At 65.3% G+C, this 18,277-nt stretch carries 15 protein-coding genes and 1 tRNA gene; 9 read left to right on the top strand and 7 right to left on the bottom strand.

Annotation, left to right across the window (positions count from 1 at the left end):
- Positions 1-16: 16 nt before the first annotated feature.
- From CFE28_00270 to CFE28_00280, 3 genes are all read right to left on the bottom strand, one after another.
- The gene (locus CFE28_00270; protein ID OYU68568.1) at positions 17-610 is read right to left on the bottom strand and encodes a hypothetical protein; all 594 of its coding nucleotides are present in this window, start codon (positions 608-610) and stop codon (positions 17-19) included.
- 4 nt (positions 611-614) lie between these two features.
- Positions 615-1,976 carry a glycerol-3-phosphate dehydrogenase gene (locus tag CFE28_00275; GenBank protein OYU68569.1) on the bottom strand — a complete coding sequence of 454 codons (1,362 nt, stop codon included), beginning with the start codon at positions 1,974-1,976 and terminating at the stop codon, positions 615-617.
- A 92-nt stretch (positions 1,977-2,068) separates the two neighbouring features.
- A complete protein-coding gene (locus CFE28_00280) occupies positions 2,069-2,485 on the bottom strand; it encodes a rubrerythrin (protein ID OYU68570.1) in 417 nt (138 codons plus the stop codon).
- Between the two features lie 161 nt (positions 2,486-2,646).
- Between CFE28_00280 and CFE28_00285 the strand changes: the two genes are divergently transcribed.
- The 4 genes from CFE28_00285 to CFE28_00300 are packed head-to-tail and all read left to right on the top strand — an operon-like array spanning position 2,647 to position 9,818.
- Positions 2,647-3,642, top strand: coding sequence for a Rieske (2Fe-2S) protein (locus tag CFE28_00285; GenBank protein ID OYU68571.1), 996 nt, complete (start codon positions 2,647-2,649; stop codon positions 3,640-3,642).
- On the top strand, positions 3,639-4,964 hold the full coding sequence (locus CFE28_00290; protein OYU68572.1) for an amino acid permease: 1,326 nt from the start codon (positions 3,639-3,641) through the stop codon (positions 4,962-4,964). Before CFE28_00285 ends, CFE28_00290 begins: the two co-directional genes overlap by 4 nt.
- A gap of 56 nt (positions 4,965-5,020) precedes the next feature.
- The gene (locus CFE28_00295; protein ID OYU68573.1) at positions 5,021-6,433 is read left to right on the top strand and encodes a hypothetical protein; all 1,413 of its coding nucleotides are present in this window, start codon (positions 5,021-5,023) and stop codon (positions 6,431-6,433) included.
- A gap of 34 nt (positions 6,434-6,467) precedes the next feature.
- A complete protein-coding gene (locus tag CFE28_00300) occupies positions 6,468-9,818 on the top strand; it encodes a restriction endonuclease subunit R (GenBank protein ID OYU68574.1) in 3,351 nt (1,116 codons plus the stop codon).
- An 87-nt stretch (positions 9,819-9,905) separates the two neighbouring features.
- Here CFE28_00300 and CFE28_00305 read toward each other — a convergent pair.
- Positions 9,906-9,995, bottom strand: a tRNA-Ser gene (locus tag CFE28_00305).
- A 181-nt stretch (positions 9,996-10,176) separates the two neighbouring features.
- Between CFE28_00305 and CFE28_00310 the strand changes: the two genes are divergently transcribed.
- Both CFE28_00310 and CFE28_00315 read left to right on the top strand, forming a co-directional pair.
- Positions 10,177-11,364 carry an acetyl-CoA acetyltransferase gene (locus tag CFE28_00310; protein ID OYU68575.1) on the top strand — a complete coding sequence of 396 codons (1,188 nt, stop codon included), beginning with the start codon at positions 10,177-10,179 and terminating at the stop codon, positions 11,362-11,364.
- A gap of 5 nt (positions 11,365-11,369) precedes the next feature.
- The gene (locus CFE28_00315; GenBank protein OYU68576.1) at positions 11,370-11,774 is read left to right on the top strand and encodes a DNA-binding protein; all 405 of its coding nucleotides are present in this window, start codon (positions 11,370-11,372) and stop codon (positions 11,772-11,774) included.
- On the opposite strand, the gene CFE28_00320 is transcribed toward CFE28_00315, so the two are convergent.
- Positions 11,771-12,319, bottom strand: a complete 549-nt coding sequence (locus tag CFE28_00320) for a hypothetical protein (protein OYU68577.1) — start codon at positions 12,317-12,319, stop codon at positions 11,771-11,773. The genes CFE28_00315 and CFE28_00320 overlap by 4 nt on opposite strands.
- Positions 12,319-13,536 carry a carnitine dehydratase gene (locus CFE28_00325; protein OYU68578.1) on the bottom strand — a complete coding sequence of 406 codons (1,218 nt, stop codon included), beginning with the start codon at positions 13,534-13,536 and terminating at the stop codon, positions 12,319-12,321. Before CFE28_00325 ends, CFE28_00320 begins: the two co-directional genes overlap by 1 nt.
- A gap of 74 nt (positions 13,537-13,610) precedes the next feature.
- On the opposite strand from CFE28_00325, the gene CFE28_00330 reads away from it, so the two are divergent.
- The 3 genes from CFE28_00330 to CFE28_00340 all read left to right on the top strand — a co-directional run bounded on the left by CFE28_00330 (position 13,611) and on the right by CFE28_00340 (position 17,306).
- A complete protein-coding gene (locus CFE28_00330) occupies positions 13,611-14,777 on the top strand; it encodes an acyl-CoA dehydrogenase (protein OYU68579.1) in 1,167 nt (388 codons plus the stop codon).
- Positions 14,774-15,556 carry an enoyl-CoA hydratase gene (locus CFE28_00335; protein ID OYU68580.1) on the top strand — a complete coding sequence of 261 codons (783 nt, stop codon included), beginning with the start codon at positions 14,774-14,776 and terminating at the stop codon, positions 15,554-15,556. Before CFE28_00330 ends, CFE28_00335 begins: the two co-directional genes overlap by 4 nt.
- Before the next feature lie 70 nt (positions 15,557-15,626).
- A complete protein-coding gene (locus CFE28_00340) occupies positions 15,627-17,306 on the top strand; it encodes a carboxylesterase (protein OYU68581.1) in 1,680 nt (559 codons plus the stop codon).
- A gap of 15 nt (positions 17,307-17,321) precedes the next feature.
- Here the strand turns inward: CFE28_00340 and CFE28_00345 are convergent, their stop codons facing one another.
- A complete protein-coding gene (locus CFE28_00345) occupies positions 17,322-18,236 on the bottom strand; it encodes a hypothetical protein (GenBank protein OYU68582.1) in 915 nt (304 codons plus the stop codon).
- Between the last annotated feature and the right edge of the window lie 41 nt (positions 18,237-18,277).

Genomic DNA, 18,277 nt, shown 5'->3' on the forward strand with positions numbered 1-18,277 from the left:
CACAAGCGGCTGATTTTTACGCGAAGTCCCTGGCGAGTTCAGCCCGGGTCGCCGGGTTGAGGACCGCCATATGGGCGTAACTCTCATGGTCGCAGCCGACCATGACCTGCACGCCGGGGTTCCGGAATACCGCCACATGCTCCGCGCTCAGGGGGAAGTGCAGGAAGTGCACGGACGAGGTCTTTCCGTCATCGCGGGTCCGTTCCACGTCGCCCTCGGGCACAGCATAGATCCGGTCCTCGCCCACCTGGATGAAGAGCCGGTCCTCGACTCCGCCCAGCTTGGCCAGGATGACCGCCCGGCGGACCTCGTCCTCGATTTCGAACATGACCGTGGCGATCAGTTCCCGGCCCTGGGGGATCAGGGGATTATAGGCGGCCAGCTCGTCGGCGATCTGGGCCTCGCCGCCTTTCTCGATCAGCAGCATTTCCTGGATCTGGAACAGCATGGTGTCGAAGCACTCGAAATAGAACGAGCAGAACGGACCCAGGTCGATGCGGCGGGCCCGCTTCATGGGCAGGAGGGCGGCGCGACGTTCCTTGCGGACCTTGGCGAACTCGGCGTCCGGGATCAGGTCGGCGCGGGTGATCAGGCGTTGGGTGGCGGGCATGGTGTCAGAAAACTCCGTAGGCGCGGGCCAGGATTTCGATGGGGTGGGACTGACGGGGGGTGAGATTGGGGCCGGTCTCGGCGATCAGCATCTGTCCCAGGTGTTTGCAGGCCAGAGGACAGTCCGAGCACAGCTCGGCCGAGCCCTTCTGGGCCACCTGCCTTGCGGCGGGCTTTCCGACCTTCAGCGCCAGGGGATAGGTGTCCTTCATGACGCCGAAGGTGCCGCCGTGGCCGGAGCACCGCTCGACCACCTCGACCTTGGTGTCGGGGATCAGGCGCAGCATGTCGGCCGACCGGGCGCCCATATTCTGGGCCCGGGCGTGACAGGCGTGGTGGACCGTGACGCCGCCCTCGACCGGAGAGAGGCCCGGCGCCAGGCCGACCGACTTTGACAGGTCGACCACATATTCACAGATGTCGCGGGTGGCGGCAGAGAGCGCGCGGACCTGCTCATCCTCGGGCAGCAGCAGGGGCCATTCGAACTTCATCATCAGGCCGCAGGAGGCGGTCAGGGCGGCCACTTCGTAACCCTGCTCGATATAGGGGGCGAAGGCGGCGGCGACCCGTTTCGCACGACCGGCTACATCGCTGAGGTCGCCGGATTCCAGCTGGGGCATGCCGCAGCATTCCGGATAGACCAGCTTGGCCTCGACCCCCTGCTTGGCCAGGACACGGGCGGCGGCGACCGCCGTGTCGGGGGTGTTGTAGTCGACGAAACAGGTGGCGTAGAGGGCGACCTTGCGCTGACCGAAGGCCGGGCCCGCCGGATCAGGGGCGATCGGCGTCGGCAGCAGGTCTGTCGCGGTCTTGGAGTGATACTTGGGCAGCTCGACCTCGGCGTCGATCTCTGCGATCGCCTCCAGCAGCTTGCGCAGGGGGGTGTTCTTGCGGGCCGTGGCCCAGTTGGCGATCTTCGCCACCGGCTTGGCCATCTTGCCATTGCGGTCGGTCTGACCCAGCTGGTCGCGGACAAAATCGCGCTCTCCAGCCCGGCGCTTGGCGGCCCGGTAGCGCAGGATCAGGTGGGGAATGTCGATGTCAAATTCGTGCGGCGGCACATAGGGGCACTTGGTGAGGAAGCACATGTCGCACAGGGTGCAGGCCTCATCGACCTTGGCGTAGTCAGACTTGGCGACGCTGTCGAGTTCACCGGTCTTGGACTCATCGATCAGGTCGAAGAGCCGGGGGAAGCTGTCGCACAGGTTAAAGCACCGGCGGCAGGTGTGGCAGATGTCGAACTGGCGCTCCATCTCCTTCTCGACGGCGGCGAGGTCGTAATAGGCCTCGTCCTGCCAGGCGATGGGATGACGGAAGGGCGCATCAAGGCTGCCCTCGCGCGCGGGCGCTTTGGGGGTGTCGGCCATGGTGACCTCCAGTTCGGATTGGGTGCGAGGGCCGCGGGGGTTTGCGGCGGATGATCGCCCTTCGCCGGATGACGAAGGGCGACCCGTCAGTCTTAGTCCATGGAGTCCAGGGCGCGCTGGAAGCGGCCGGCATGGGACTTTTCAGCCTTGGCGAGGGTTTCGAACCAGTCAGCGATTTCGTCGAAGCCTTCTTCGCGGGCGGTGCGCGCCATGCCCGGATACATGTCGGTGTATTCGTGGGTCTCACCGGCGATGGAGGCCTTGAGGTTGTTCTCGGTGCCGCCGATGGGCAGGCCGGTGGCCGGATCGCCGACTTCTTCCATGAATTCCAGGTGGCCGTGGGCGTGGCCGGTCTCGCCTTCGGCGGTGGAGCGGAACACGGCGGCGACGTCGTTATAGCCTTCCACGTCGGCCTTCTGCGCGAAGTACAGATAACGGCGGTTGGCCTGGCTTTCGCCGGCGAAGGCGGCTTTCAGGTTTTCCAGGGTCTTGCTGGCGGCGAGGCTCATCGTCTTCTCCGATTTGGATGTCCGCGCCCGGGCGCGGTTTGCAGCGACTCTCCTAGGCCAAACCAGCGCATAGACCCAATCAAAAGAATCTATGCCCAGCATAGGTTCAATCTATGAAAACCGCTGATTGACCTGAACCTCTCGATCAGGATGCTGGGGGCATGCAACTGACCCTGCCCTCTTCCTTCTATCGCGACCCCCAAGCTTATGCCCGGGACCGCGCGGACATCTTCGCCGCCGGCTGGCAGTTCCTGGGCCACGGGAGCGAAGTCGCCCTGTCGGGCGATGTCCTGGCCGGGGATGTGGCCGGATGGCCGGTCCTGGTGGTCCGCACCCCGGAGGGCGGGCTGAAGGGCTTCCATAATGTCTGCCGGCACCGGGCCGGGCCCCTGGTCCCTGACGGCGCCAGCCATTGCGGCGGCGAACTGACCTGCAGGTATCACGGCTGGCGCTACGCCCTGGACGGCCGCCTGCGCAGCGCGGTGGACTTTGGCGCCGCCGAGGGGTTCGACCCCCGGGAGTTTGGCCTCTTCCCGGTGACCATCGAGGTCTGGCGGGGCTTCATCTTCGTCAATGTCGACGGCAAGGCCGGGCCGCTTTCCGAGCTTACCGCCCCGCTGGATGGCCTGTTCGACGCCCATGGGGTCACGACGGGCCCAGCCACCCTGCGCCGCAGTCACGACCTGGACTGCAACTGGAAGACCTATGTGGAGAACTATCTGGAGGGCTATCACATCTCGGCCGTCCACCCGAAGCTGGCCTCCGAGGTCAAGCCCTCCACCTATCGGGTCCGCATGGTGGAGTCCGCCGCGGTCCACGAGGTGGAGACCCTCAGCGGGGTCAATGACGGCCTCTGGGTCTGGCTCTGGCCGAACCTGGCTTTCAATGTCTATCGCTATGGCCTGATGGTCGAGCACATGCGGCCCCTCGGTCACAACCGCACCCGGCTGGACTATCTCTACTTCTATGACCCGGCCACCTCGGACATGGAGGCCGTGCTCGAGACCTCGGATGGCCTGACCCTCGAGGACAAGGTGATCTGCGAGGCGGTCCAGCGGAACCTTGACGCCGGGGTCTATACCTCAGGCGTCCTCTCCCCCCGCCACGAGGGCGCCCTGGCCTGGTTCCAGTCAAAGATCGCCGGGATCCACGGGTGAGCCTGGAGCCAAAGCCAGGGGGGGTCGCAAAACTCGGCGTTCTCGCCGCAATCCTGCTGACGGCGGGCAACATGATCGGCTCGGGGGTCTATCTCCTGCCGGCCACCCTGGGCGCCTATGGCTCCATCACAATCCTGTCCTGGGCCATAGCCAGTTCAGGCGCCCTGGTCCTGGCCCTGGTCTTTGGCCTGCTGGGGGTCTTGCGGCCCACAGGCGACGGCGTGGTGGCCTATGCCGGACAGGACCTGCATCCGGCCCTGGGCCATGTGAGCTGGTTCGCCTACTGGCTGAACTGCTGGGTCGGGACCACGGCCATCGCCGTGGCTGCTGTGGGATACCTGGCCTATTTCATCCCTGCCCTGGCGGCGCCGGGACCAGCCCTGGCCGCCGTCCTGGCCAGCATCTGGCTCTTCACCCTGGCCAATCTGGTCGGCCCCCGACTGGTGGCCCGGATCGGCGGCGCCACCCTGCTGCTCGGTCTGGCGCCCATCATCCTGGCCATGGGGATCGGCATCCTGGCCTTTGACCCGGCCCTCTTTCAGGCCTCATGGAATGTCAGCGGCAAGCCCGACGCCGCCGCCATGAGCCTGGCCGTCACCCCGGTCTTCTGGGCCTTTCTGGGGCTGGAGAGCGCCAATGTCGCCGCCCGGGTGATCGACAATCCCCGGCGCAACCTGCCCATTGTCGCGGTGGGCGGGGTCCTGCTGGCCGCAGCGGTCTATATGGCCGCCTCGGTGGCCATCATGGGCCTGATGCCCGCAAAGGCGCTGGCCGCCTCAACCGCCCCCTTCGCCGACGCCATTGCCCACATAGCCGGCCCCCTGGCGGCCGGGCTGGTGGCCTTCTGCGCCTTCGCCAAGGCCTCGGGCTCCCTCGGCGGCTGGGTCCTGCTCACCGCCGAGACCGGCCGGGCCGGCGCCCAGGCCGGCTATCTGCCGAAATTCGCCACCGAGACCCCAGAGGCGCCCCGCCGCACCCGGGACATCCTCGTGGCCGGCCTGCTGATGAGTCTCGCCAGCTGGGGCAGCATGTCGCCGACCCTGGGCAAGCAGTTCTCCCTGCTGATCAACCTGTCGGTCATGCTGTCCATGGTGCTCTACCTGCTCTGCGCGCTCAGCCTCTGCCGGGCGGCGCGGGATCAGGCCACGGCGCGCAGCCGGCTGGCGACCCTGGCTGTAGGCCTGGCGGGGGCAGGCTTCACCCTGTGGGTCATGGCGACGGCAGACCCGACCCTGCGGGGACCGACCGTCATTGCCGTAGGGATCAGCCTTGGCCTCTGGGGCCTGTCACGGCTGAGGCAAGGGCGACGACCCGACGTGTGACTGCTGACCCGTTTGCGACTAGAGTTGGACCATCCCCTAAGTTCAGAACCCCAGCCATGTTCCACACCCTGATCACCAGGCATGAGGCGGCCCCAGAAAAGGTCATGATGAAGGTGGGCGATCAGGCCTACACCTATGGCCGGATGATCGAACAGATCGCCCGGTGCACGACCTGGCTGAAGACCCTGAACCTGCGTCCCGGTTCCCGGGCCCTGCTTTATGTGACCAATCCCTATTCCCACTGGATCCTGACCTTCGCCCTGGAGCGGGTGGGCGTGACCTCCTGCGCCGTCTCGGTCCCCGAGGCGGTGATCCCCAGTCTCGACTATCTGCAGGCCGAGACCCTGTTCACCCGCACGCCCCCGGCCCAGCCGGTCGGTCAGGCGGTGCACCTGATCGACCAGGCCTGGTTCAACATGCTGGCCGCACTGACGCCAGCGCCTGTCGACCCGCCCCCCCGGTCACCGGACGACATACTGCGGATCATCGTCACCTCTGGCACCACCGGCGAGGCCAAGAAGATCCCCCTGACCCGGGCCGTGGTCGAGGCCCGGATCCGCAATGCCCAGGCCGGCGGCTACTATACCCGGCCCGACCTGAAGATGGCGGCGACCTTCGCGCTCAGCGCCGTGGCCGGCTGGATCCACGCCCTCTACTGCTTCAACGAGGGCGGCATGCTGGTCTCGGGCAAGCCCTGGGCCGATCTGATCACCAGCGGCGAGGTCAATCTGTTCCGCCTGGCGCCCGCCAATCTCCAGGCCCTGCTGGCCGACCTGCCGGCCGACTTCGCCCCGCCTCCGGACCTGCGCCTCTCCATTGTCGGCGGTTCCCTCTCCCCAGCCCTGGCCGAGCGCGCCGCCCGCCGCCTGACCCCCGACATTCTGGTCAACTACGGGGCTACGGAGACTGGCACCGTGGTCATGGGCCTGATCGCCGAGCTGGACCGTCCGGACGCCGCAGGCTTCATCTGCCCCTGGGCGACCGTGGGGGCGGTGGACCCCGAAGGCCGCCCCGTCCCCGCCGATCAGGTGGGCGAGATCCGCATCCGGTCCGACAATCTCTGCGCCGGCTATCTGGAGGACCCCCAGGCCACCGCCGCCATGTTCCGCGACGGCTGGTTCTGGCCCGGCGACCTTGGCCAGATCTCAGAGGACGGCCGCCTGGCCATAGTCGGCCGCACCAATGACCTGATGAATATCGGCGGCGCCAAGGTCCTGGCCACCCGCGTCGAAGCCGTCGCCCTGACCGTAGCCGGCGTGGAAGATGTCGCCGCCTTCCCCGGCCCCGGCGAGGACGGCCTGGCCACGGCCTGGGTGGCCTATGTGAAAGGCCCGGACCTGAACGTCGAAGCCCTGCGGGAACGGATGACAAGGGCGCTGGGCCGCGTTCCGGTCATGCGGGAAGTGGCGGCGATCCCTAGGAACGGCATGGGCAAGATCCAGCGGGATCTGCTGGCGGGGCTGGTTTGAGGGGGAGCGAGCAAGAAGGGCACTAGCCGGGAAATTGTATTTCAACGAAAGTGGCTCCTCTAAGAGGAACGACTACATGACCGCCGGTGCGAGTCTGATTGAAAGCGAGCGCCAAGCCTCGGAGTGTCCGTTTTGTGCGCCGCAGCCTGGTCAGGTCGCGTTCAGAACTTCAGATGTTATAGGTATCTGGGATGGCTTTCCTGTCACCGAGGGCCACCTTCTCATCGTCCCGGCGCGCCATGTGAAGCGGTGGGACGACCTCAACCGCGCCGAACAAGCTGCGCTGATAGAAGGAGTCGATCAAGGCCGAGCACTACTGAAAAGGCTGTTTGGCCCTGACGCGTTCAACGTTGGCTACAATGATGGTCAAGCTGCAGGCCAGACGGTCTCGCACTTTCATATCCACATCATCCCTCGCAGGGTCGGCGACGTAGCAGACCCTCGCGGCGGAGTTCGCCACGTGATCCCAGGCAAAGGAAACTACCTCGCCCCGGTTCCGGCGACCGGTGCGCCAGACCAACTGGCGACAGCGCCGCACAGGCTCGCGCTGATTTCCGGCGGTGAGGATCCGCTGCTTCCGCACTTGGTCCGCCACATTGACGACGCTGCGGCGGTCGATGTCGCCGTGGCCTTCATCATGGAAAGTGGTGCTCGTCTGCTGCTCCCCCACCTGAGGGATCTGCTTGCGCGGGGTGGGAGGCTCCGCTTCATCGCAGGCGACTACCTCGATGTGACGGATCCCTCTGCGCTCCGTCATCTGCTCGACCTCGACGGCCAAGTGGAGCGCTTGGTCTTCGAAGCTGGGCGCGACAGCTTTCACCTCAAGTCATGGGTGTTCCACCAGGGAGACGGCCATGGGCTGGCGATTGTCGGGAGTTCCAATATCTCGGAGACGGCTCTCCTGAAGGGCATCGAGTGGAACTACCGCGCCTGCAGTTCGGAAACCGACGGATGGCGTGACGTCATTGCCGGTTACGACGCTCTCTTAAACTCCCCCCGCATTCGACCGCTCACTTATGACTGGATCGATGGCTATGAAGCCCGGCGATCCCGGACGCCCATCCGCCAGGCCGAAGCGATCGGGGTGCCCGAAGAACAACCGCCACCAGCGCCAGAACCTCATGAGGTGCAACGCAATGCCCTCGCGGCGCTGAAGCGCACTCGAGCAGAGGGATACAGCGCTGGGCTGGTGGTGCTGGCGACTGGCCTTGGAAAGACCTGGTTGAGCGCGTTTGACACGACGGCGGCCGAGTTCCGACGGGTGCTATTTGTCGCCCACAGGGACGAAATCCTGTCCCAGGCCATGGAGACATTTCGCCAGTGCCGCCCACAGGCACGTCTGGGACGGTACGATGGCATCGAGAAGGACCCGACCGCTGACGTTGTGTTCGCGTCCGTCCAGACCCTTGGGCGCTCAGTGCACCTGGAAAGGTTCTCGCCCGACTACTTCGACTACATCGTAGTCGATGAATTTCACCACGCTGCCGCACGGACCTATCGACAGCTGATCGATCATTTCACGCCGAAATTCCTGCTCGGCCTGACGGCTACCCCTGAGCGCACCGATGGCGGTGATTTGCTCGGGCTCTGCCAAGAGAACCTGGTTTTCCGCTGCGACGCATTCGAAGCGATCGACAAGCAATTGCTTTCGCCGTTTCGCTATTTTGGCATTCCGGACGAGGTGGACTACGCCAACATCCCGTGGCGCAGTTCGAAATTTGATGAGGTCGCGCTAACCGAGGCCGTGGCCACCGAGGCCCGAGCCCAAAACGCGCTGGAACAGCATCGTCGGCACGGAGGAACCCGGGCCCTCGGATTTTGCTGTTCTACGGTACACGCCGACTACATGGCCGACTTTTTCAACAAGCACGGCGTGCGCGCCGCGGCCGTTCATTCCGCGGCAGGGTCTTCGCCTCGTACCTCGTCCCTGGATGCGCTTCGAAGCGGAGACTTGGAGGTCGTCTTCTCGGTCGACATGTTCAACGAGGGGGTCGACGTCCCCAGCGTCGACACCGTGCTGATGCTTCGCCCAACAGAGTCGGTAATCATCTGGCTCCAGCAGTTCGGGCGAGGGCTCCGCCTGTCCCAAGGGAAAACCCATCTCAACGTCATCGACTATATCGGGAACCACCGCACATTCCTCACTAAGGTGCGGGCTCTGCTCGGGGTCGAGGAAGGGGATAGGGCGCTAGCGCTCGCCTTGGAGAGCATCCGGTTTGGAAGAGTCGAACTGCCGCTCGGCTGTGAAGTCACATACGAGCTTGAAGCACTCGATATCCTTCAGAACCTACTGCGCAGAACTTCTGAGGCCGACGCGCTGGAGGCCTACTACCTAGACTTTAGAGAGCGGCATGGACTTCGGCCCACAGCTCAGGAAATCCACCACGCCGGGTTCAATCCGCGCTCCACCGGCCATGGCGGGTGGCTAGGCTTCGTGCGGCACCAGGGCGACCTGAACGACCTTGAACGGGATGCCGCGCGTCGCAATGCTGCCTTTCTGGCAATGCTCGAGCGCACACCCATGACGCGCTCCTACAAAATGCTACTGCTGAAGGCAATGCAGCACGCAGACGCGTTTCCGGGTCGCATCGGAATCGATCAACTCACCGACGCATTTGGTCGCTTGGCGCGACAGAACCCCATCTATTCTCGCGATGTCTCCGTCTCGCTCGACAATCGACTGGCGCTACAGCGGCTGCTGCTAGAGCAGCCGATCGCGGCTTGGGTTGGTCAGGCCGCGGGCGCGGAAGGGTTCTTCGCTTATGAGCATGGCGAATTCGTCACCAACTTCACGGCGACGAGCTCAGAGCGACCCGCACTGATCGACCTGACCCGCGAAATCCTGGACTGGCGCCTGGCTGACTACCTTCGCAGAGGTCGTAACGTCGAAGACACCGAGCCCCATCTTGTCGGCGTTGCGGAGACAAGCCCAGCGTGGACCGGGGCAGAGCTGTGGCGCGAGTACATGCGCGAGCAGATCCCACCCCTCTACGGTCACACGTTCAGCACCGGCTCGTGGAACCAAGGCTTTGTGGTCCAGGGCAAGGACGTGTTTCTGCTGGCCACGCTCAACAAGGACGACCTGGTCGAGGCCCATCGATACGAGGATGGCTTTTCTGGTCCGTCACAGTTTCGCTGGCAAAGTCAGAACCAGACCTCGCCGCAATCACGCGCGGGCCGGATCATTTCTGGCCAGGAGTCGGGGTATGCTATCCACCTATTCGTGCGGGCGACGAAGAAGCGGGGTCAGGCCGCCGCGCCGTTCCTATACTGCGGTGATGTTGAGTTCGCAGATTGGCATGGCAATCAGCCAATTTCAGTCACCTGGAATTTGGCAAACCCCGTTCCAGCACACTTGCAACGACTATTGAAGGTTCCCACTTAGGTTAAGTGAGATCGTGCTGTCAGCAGAGCCAAGGCTTTGCAGATCCGCCCTGGAAACCTGAACAAGTCGCCTGTGGCCGGAACTTAGTGGCGGAGAGGGTGGGATTCGAACCCACGGTACCCTTCCAGGTACGCCGCATTTCGAGTGCGGTGCTTTCGACCACTCAGCCACCTCTCCGGAGCCGTCTGGAGGCCTCTGACTTAAGGGGCCCGCCGAGCGAGGGCGGAACCTACTCATCGGCTGGCGGCTTCGCAAGCCTTGTCACGTTTGCGCCGGGCCCATTTTCTGGTCTTTCGCTTCGGGCGGCGGCGGGTTAAGCCGCTGGGGCTTTTAAAGACCAGTTTTTCCGAGGGGGATCATGAGCATCAAGGGCAAGGCCTATATTGCGGGCGCCTATGAGCATCCGCTGCGCGACGCGCCGAATGTCTCGACGGCCCAGCTTCACGCACAGTGCGCCAAGGGCGCTCTGGCCGATGCGGGCCTGAGCATGGACGACGTGGACGGCTATTTCTGCGCTGGCGATGCGCCGGGCTTCGGGGCCATGTCGATGATCGACTATATGGGCCTGCGGAACATCCGCCACATGGACTCCACCGAGACCGGCGGCTCGTCCTATCTGATCCATGTGGGTCACGCGGCCCAAGCCATTGCCGAGGGCAAGTGCACGGTGGCCCTGATCACCCTGGCCGGGCGGCCCCGTCAGGGTCAAGGCGGCCGACCCAACTTCGGCGGCGGCAAGCCGGGAACCCTGTCTGACGGTCCGCCGGAAGCCGGCTTCGAGAACATCTATGGCGGCTCGACCCACAATACCTATGGCATGTGCGCCATGCGCCACATGTACGAGTATGGCACCACCTCGGAACAGCTGGCCTGGATCAAGGTGGCCGCCAGCCATCACGCCCAGTGGAACGAGCACGCCTTCCTGAAGAACGTGGTGACGGTGGAAGAGGTGGTGAATTCCCGCCTGATCGCCGACCCGCTTCACCTGCTGGACTGCTGCGTCGTCACCGACGGCGGCGGCGCCCTGATCGTGGTGAGCCCTGAGATTGCCAGGAGCCTGAACCGGCCCCTGGTCAAGGTGATCGGCGTCGGTGAGGCGCCCAAGGGCCCCAGCGGCGGCCGCGGCCTGGACCTGACCCATTCGGGCGCGGTCTGGTCTGGCCCCATCGCCTTCGAGGAAGCCGGCGTCACGCCTGCCGACATGAAGTACGCCTCGATCTATGACAGCTTCACCATCACCGTGCTGATGCAGCTGGAAGACCTGGGCTTCTGCAAGAAGGGCGAGGGCGGAAAGTTTGTCGCCGACGGCAATCTGATCTCCGGCGTCGGCAAGCTGCCCTTCAACACCGATGGCGGCGGCCTGTGCAACAACCACCCCACCAACCGGGGCGGCATCACCAAGGTCATCGAGGCGGTACGCCAGCTGCGCGGCGAGGCCCATCCCAAGGTCCAGGTCCCAAATTGCGATCTGGCCATCGCCCACGGCACCGGGGGGTCGCTGGGCACCCGCCACGGCGCCGGCACTGTCATTCTGGAAAGGGAGTAAGGATCATGAGCGAAGCTGAAGTCCAGGTCCGCAAGATCCCCGCTCCGGCGGTGACCATCGAGAGCAAGCCCTTCTGGGACGCCGCCAGCGAAGGCCGCTTCCTGATCAAGCGCTGCACCGACTGTGGCGAGGCCCACTGGTATCCCCGGGGCTTCTGCCCCTTCTGCTTCTCGGAAAACGTGGAGTGGGAAGAGAGCCCCGGCGAAGGGGTGATCTATACCTACAGCGTCATGTACCGCTCGCCGACCGGCCCCTACGCCATCGGCTATGTGACCCTGAACGAGGGCCCGGCCGTCCTGACCAATTTCGTGGACTGCGACTTTTCCAAGCTGGCCATCGGCCAGAAGGTGAAGGTCAAGTTCCAGGACACCGACGGCGGCCCGCCGGCGCCGGTGTTTACACCGGTCTAGACCCCGACGAGGACCTTGAGCCGGGCGACCAGCGCAGGGACTTCCCTTGGGTGTTTCAGATGGTGCACCCGCAGGTGAGCGTTGGCGGGGTCTGAAAAGACCTCGCCGTAGCGCCGTCTGTTGCGGTTGAAGTTATCCCAGCTCCACCGGATGGGATGTTCCTTGTCGAGCCATCTGGCGAAGGTCTCCACATTGCCGGTGCCGGGCCACAGCTCCTTACCTTCCATGGCGCGGACAAAGGACCTGCGGATCACGCGCCCCATGACCAGGGGCCGGGGATAGTCCAGCCAGACAGCGTCCGTCGCCGATGCCCGGATCTGCGGCTGGATGGAGCTGTAGTTTCCATCCGTCACCCAGCGGTCGCCAGACAGGGCGGCCAGAACCCGCCTGTGGAATTCCGGCCGGTCATGATTGTTGAGATCAACCCAGCCCGGCTGCCAGTTCACGGCGTCCAGCTCCACATGCGGCAGGTCCAGCGCCGCCGACAGGCGGCGGGCCAGGGTCGACTTTCCCGAGCCGGAACTGCCGTTGATGGTGATCCGCATCAGTCTTTCGTCAGACCCAGCTCCGCCCAGACCTCATCTGTGTTCTCGCCCAGGCGGGGCGGATGGCGACGGATGTTGGAGGGAGAGCCGGTGAACTTCACCGGGGGCTTCATGGCATTGTAGGGCCCGGCGTGGGGGTGGTCATACCGCTCGAAGAAGCCCACGGCCTTGAGGTGGGGGTCGTCGGGCAGGTCGTCCAGGCGGGAGGTCTTGACCACCGGAATGGACAGGGGCTTGAGCAGGTCGAGCCATTCCTGGGTGGTCTTGGTCTGGGTGACCTCGCCCACCAGGCCGTAGAGCTCGTTGATGTGCTTGCCCCGCTGGGAATAGTCGGAGAAGCGCGGGTCCTTGCCGAAGGTTTCGGCCATGCCGGCGGCGGCGAAGAACTGGTCCCACTGCTTGTCGGTATAGGGCAGGAGGCCGATATAGCCGTCCTTGGTCTGGTAGGGCTTGCGGTTGGGATTGGCCACCCGCTGATAGGCCCACTGGCCGGTGGGCGGCTCGAAGGTGTGGTCATAGAGGTGCTCCACCAGGGTGAAGCTGGTGACGCATTCCAGCATGGGCACTTCGATGAACTGCCCCTCCCCGGTCCGCTCGCGATGGAGCAGGCCCGCGGTGATGGCCTGGCACATGAAGAGGCCCGAGACCTTGTCGGCCACAAGGGTCGGCAGGATGCGTGGGGTGGGATTGCCGTCGACCCGGGGCAGGAGATCGGCCAGACCCGAGGCCGACTGGATCAGGTCGTCATAGGCCGGCTCGCCCTCATACGGGCCGTCCGAGCCATAGCCGGCGGCGTGGACATAGACCACGTCCGGGCGGATGGCCTTGACGCTCTCATAGTCCAGGCCCAGGCGCTTGAGGCCATCATACCGGATCGAGACGGCGAAGACTTCGCAGGACTTGATGAGGGCCTCGAGGAAGGGCCGGGCATCCGGCGCCCGCAGGTCCACCAGCACCGAGCGCTTGTTGCGGTTGATGGCCAGGAAGATGGGCCCCAGGTCCCTGGGCGCCCCTTCGGGCACATGGCCGGCCCAGCGCATGATATCGCCGCCGTCGCCACGGCCGGAGCCCGGGTCTTCCAGCTTGATCACCTCGGCGCCCTGATCGCCCAGCATCTGGGTGGCATAGGCGCCGAACACCACACTGGTCAGGTCCAGAATACGGATTCCCGCCAGGGGGCCGGTGGCCTTTTGAGCAAGTTGTCTGGTTTCCGCCACGTCTGGTCTCCCCTAGCCTGAGAGTCTCGTTATGATCACTTGGATAGATCGCGCAAGGCGGCGGAGGAAAGCCCTTGAATTTCGAACTCTCTGAAGAGCACCGCATGCTCAAGGACCTGGTGCAGAAGTTCGTCCGCGACGAGCTCATGCCCCTGGAAACCGCCGTCATGCAGAGGGAGGCCACCGGCCAGGGCATCTATATCAACGCCGAAGAGCGGGCCAAGGTGGACGAAGTCTCGCAGAAACTCGGCCTCTGGGGTCTGGATGCGCCCGAGGATGTGGGCGGCGCCGACCTGCCCCAGGTGGCCCTGATCGCGGTCAATGAGGCCATGGGCTCCACCGTGACGCCCTATACCCTGCCGCCGGACTCCCCCAATCTGCGCATGCTCATGGCCACGGTGAACGAGCGCCAGAGGGAGGCCTATCTGGCCCCCTATGTGGCGGGCAAGACCATCAGCGCCATCGGCATTTCCGAGCCCGGCGCCGGGGCCGACCCGGCGGGCATGATGACCCGCGCCGTCCGCGACGGCGACGACTGGGTGATCAATGGCCGGAAGATCTGGACCAGCCGGGCCGCCGAAGCAGACTTCACCATCCTCATGGCGGTGACCGACAAGGAAAAAGGCTCCCGGGGCGGGATCTCGGCCTTCCTGGTGGACGGCGACACCCCGGGCTTCAACGTCCTGCGGCGCATTCCGATGATCGGCGGGGCCTTCACCTATGAGGTCGCCCTGGAAGACTGCCGGGTGCCGGACTGGAAGCTGCTGGGGGTCGAAGGTCAGGGCTTTGCGCCCATGCAGATCCGCCTGGGCACCCGCCGCCTGCAGATGGCCAGCTGGTGTATTGGTCTGGCCCAGAGGGCCCTGGACATGATGTGCGAGTACGCGCCGCAAAGGGTCACCTTTGGCCAGCCCCTGTCCAACCGTCAGGCGGTCCAGTGGTGGGCCGCCGACGCCGCCACCAAGATCCACGCCGCCCGGCTTATGGCCTATGACGTGGCCTGGAAACTGGACCAGGGCCGCGACGTCCGCCAGGAGATCTCCATGGTCAAGGTCTTCGCCACGGAAATGGCCTGGGAGACCATCGATCACGCCATGCAGGCCTTCGGAGCCATGGGCATGACCAAGGAAATGCCGCTGCAGCTCATGGCCGCCAGCGTCCGCAATATGAGAATCTATGACGGGCCTTCTGAAGTCCACCGCATGGTGGTGGCCCGCAACCTTATGGGAACCAGCCGATGAGCAAGACCGCCACCCAGGAAATCACCATTTCCAAATCCGGCCATGTGGCCACCATCACCATCGACCGGCCGCCGAACAACCATGTCTCGGTGGAGCTGATGCGCGACCTGGCCGACATACTGGAAAACCTCGACGGCGACTCCGAAGTCCGCGCCGTGGTCCTGGCCTCAGCCGGCAAGGCCTTCTGCGCCGGGGCCGATCTGGTCTCATCGGACGGCATAGCCAATAACGGCATGGGCGGGATCAACGCCCTCTATGACCAGGCCGTGCGCCTGTTCTCCATCGAGACTCCCATTGTCGCCGCTGTCCAGGGCGCCGCCGTGGGCGCAGGCCTGGGGCTGGCCCTTGTCGCCGACTTCCGCGTCGCCGCCCCCGAGGCCCGCTTCGCCGCCAACTTCGTCAAGCTGGGCTTCCATCCGGGCTTTGGCCTGACCCACACCCTGCCCCGCCTGATCGGCGAGCAGAGGGCGGCCCTCATGTTCCTCACCGGCCGCCGGGTGAAGGCAGAAGAGGGCCTCGCCTGGGGTCTGGTGGACGAGGTGGTCCCCCTGCACAAGCTGCTGGAGGCCGCCCAGGCCCTGGCCGCCGAGATCGCCGAAAACGCCCCCCTGGCCGTGGTCGCCACCCGCAAGACCATCCGCGGCCATCTGGCCGCCGCCGTACGCGAACAGACCAATCACGAGCACGCCCAGCAGACCATCCTCCGCGCCACGGACGACTTCGCCGAAGGTGTGAGGTCGGTTCAGGAACGCCGGCCCGGGAACTTCACGGGGCGGTAAGCGGCGCCAGTGGCCTTCCGGCTTCCCATGCCCTAGCCTGAGCCAAATCATCGGACTGGGGGAGACGGCTATGGGTGGACGGAACAGGACAGGGGCGGCGATCGCCATGGGCGCCATGGTCTTCGCGGGCGCAGCCCAGGGCGCAGCCCCTGAGGTCGCCATGACCACAGGCGGGCCGGTCAAGGCCACCGCTCGCGGCGCCATGACCTCGTATTTCGCCATTCCCTATGCTGCGCCGCCGGTGGGCGAGCTGCGCTGGCGGGCGCCTCAACCGGCCGCCAAATGGACGGCGCCCATCGCAAAGGCCAAGTCTGACGCCTCCTGCCTGCAGACCGGCGCCGCCTCCTTCCGCTCGGCGGGCGACAGCGAAGACTGCCTCTATCTCGACGTCCACCGGCCCACAGGCGATGGACCCTTTCCGGTCATGGTCTGGATCCATGGCGGGGCCTTCACCAGCGGCAGTTCCGGCTTCTATGCCGACCCGGCGCCCATGGTGACCAAGGGCGTCATTGTGGTGGCCATGAACTATCGCCTGGGCTCCCTGGGCTTCCTGGCCCACCCTGCCCTGCGCGACGCAGACGGCAGCGCCGGCAATTACGGGATCATGGACCAGCAGGCGGCCCTGCGCTGGGTTCAGGCCAATATCGAAGGCTTTGGCGGCGACCCGAAGAACGTGACCATCTTCGGTGAATCCGCCGGGGGCTTCAGCGTGCTGACCCATCTGGCCTCGCCCGGATCGGCAGGCCTGTTCAGCAAGGCGATCATTGAAAGCGGCGCCTACGGGGTCTCGGGCCAGCTGACCCAGGCCGAACTGGAGGCCAGCAGCGCCAAGGCCCTGGCCAAGGTGCTGGAAGCCCGGGACGATGCGCCGGCCACCTGTAATCCGGCCAACGTCACTGCCGACTGCCTGCGGGCCCTGCCAGCCAGTCTGGTGCGGGGCAAGCTGATGAACGCCTTCACCACCGCTGTGCCCAACATCATCCCCTCGGTGGACGGCAAGGTCCTGCCCCAGACCATCAAGGCGACCTTTGCGGCGGGACAGAACAACAAGGTTCCGGTGATCAACGGTTCCAACGAGAACGAGAACACCCTGTTCATCGCTCTTGGTGAACTGGGCGCCCGGTTCGCCGCCAAGCCGCCCAACTTCAATCCGGCCGACCGGTCCTTCCTGATGACCGCTGAGGCCTACGCCAAGGCGGCGGAGGAGCAGTCAAAGGTATCGGGCGTGTCTGCAGCCGACCTGACCGGCAAGCACTATCCGCTCAAGGCCTATGGCAAGGACACCGCCCTGCAGCCCACCCTGGCCTCAGCGGCGGCCGGGACTGACGCCACCTTCTCCTGCAACGGAATCAATGTCTCGGCCCGCATGGCCGCCCAGGGGACCCCGGTGTGGATGTACGAGTTCCGCGACCAGGGCGCACCGTCCCTGGTGGGAACCTTCGGCGGCAAGTATGTGCTGAGCTTCCCGCAGGGCGCCGCCCATGCGTCGGAACTGCCCTATCTGTTCAACATGATGGATGTGGGATCGGCCGACCGGAAGGCCCTGAAGGAGACCATGGCCACCTACTGGACCAACTTCGCCCGCAGCGGCGATCCCAACGGCAAGGGTGCGCCCACCTGGGCCGGGTTCAAGGGCGGCAAGGTCCAGGCCCTGGATGTGCCCGAGGATGGTGGCGTCAGGGCTATGGCGGCCAGCGCCTTCAGGGCGCAGCACAAGTGCACGACGGCGTGGGTGAAGCAGGTCTTCTGACCTGGAAGGGTCGGTCTAGCGGCGACCGGACCGGCGAGGGTCCAGCCGGGCGCCGGCCGTTCGGGCGATCTCGAGCTGGGCGGTCACGGCCCCGGGCAGGTCCCGTTCCGTGGAGATGGCCAGGCTGCCAATGTGTCTGTCATCCAGGGTTTCCACTACTCCGGTGGCGACGGAGGGGTCGGCCAGAAGGCAGGACAGGGTCACTTCTTCCGGCGTCCAGCCCGGCGTGGTCTTGAGGAAGTCCAGGACCGGGGTCTTCTTCTTCTGCTCAACCTTGGGGGTCAGGCTGAGGAAGTCGCCCAGTTCCGACATGAAGGTGCGCCCCAGCACTGACTCCTCGGCAGGTTTCCCGAAAAAGGCGCGGGCCATGACGACGACGTCCATCCGGGCGGCTTCTCCCACCTTCCGGCGCAGGACCGGGTTCTCGACAATGTCATAGAAGGTCTTGACCGCCCGGAACCGGCGATCGGTCAGACAGAGGTCCACGGCCTGCTCGCCGCCGACAATCCCGAGGCGTTCGAAGGCGCCTGCCCGGGCGAAACCGCTCAGCACATCCCAGGCCCCGGGTTCCAGGGTGCGATAGACATCCCATTCGAGCATGAGCTGATCAAGAAAGGTAAGCCCCGTCCAGTCCAGGGCCTGCTCTACAGCTTCAGCTATATCCAGCCCCGAAATGGACTCCCGCCCCGCAGACCGGATGCGCCAGCTGAGTATGGTCTGCGCCCTGTCACGCAAAGCCAGTTCGTCCCCAAGGCCCTCGGCCAGGGCCTGGGAGCCTGTGACGACTTCAAAGGCGTTCACCCCATGGGCCAGACTGCGCCTGACCCGGTCGCGCCACAGGTCACGGCTGCCGGACCCGCGGGGATCGTCCAGCTGCACAGCAATGGAAGAGATGGCTCTTCCCTCAATTCCGTAGGATCGATAGCGCATTTCGCGGAACCTTGATCGCGAACTTCTACCCTGCATAGGCT

The organism is Alphaproteobacteria bacterium PA2 (assembly GCA_002256425.1).
GTDB lineage: Bacteria > Pseudomonadota > Alphaproteobacteria > Caulobacterales > Caulobacteraceae > Phenylobacterium.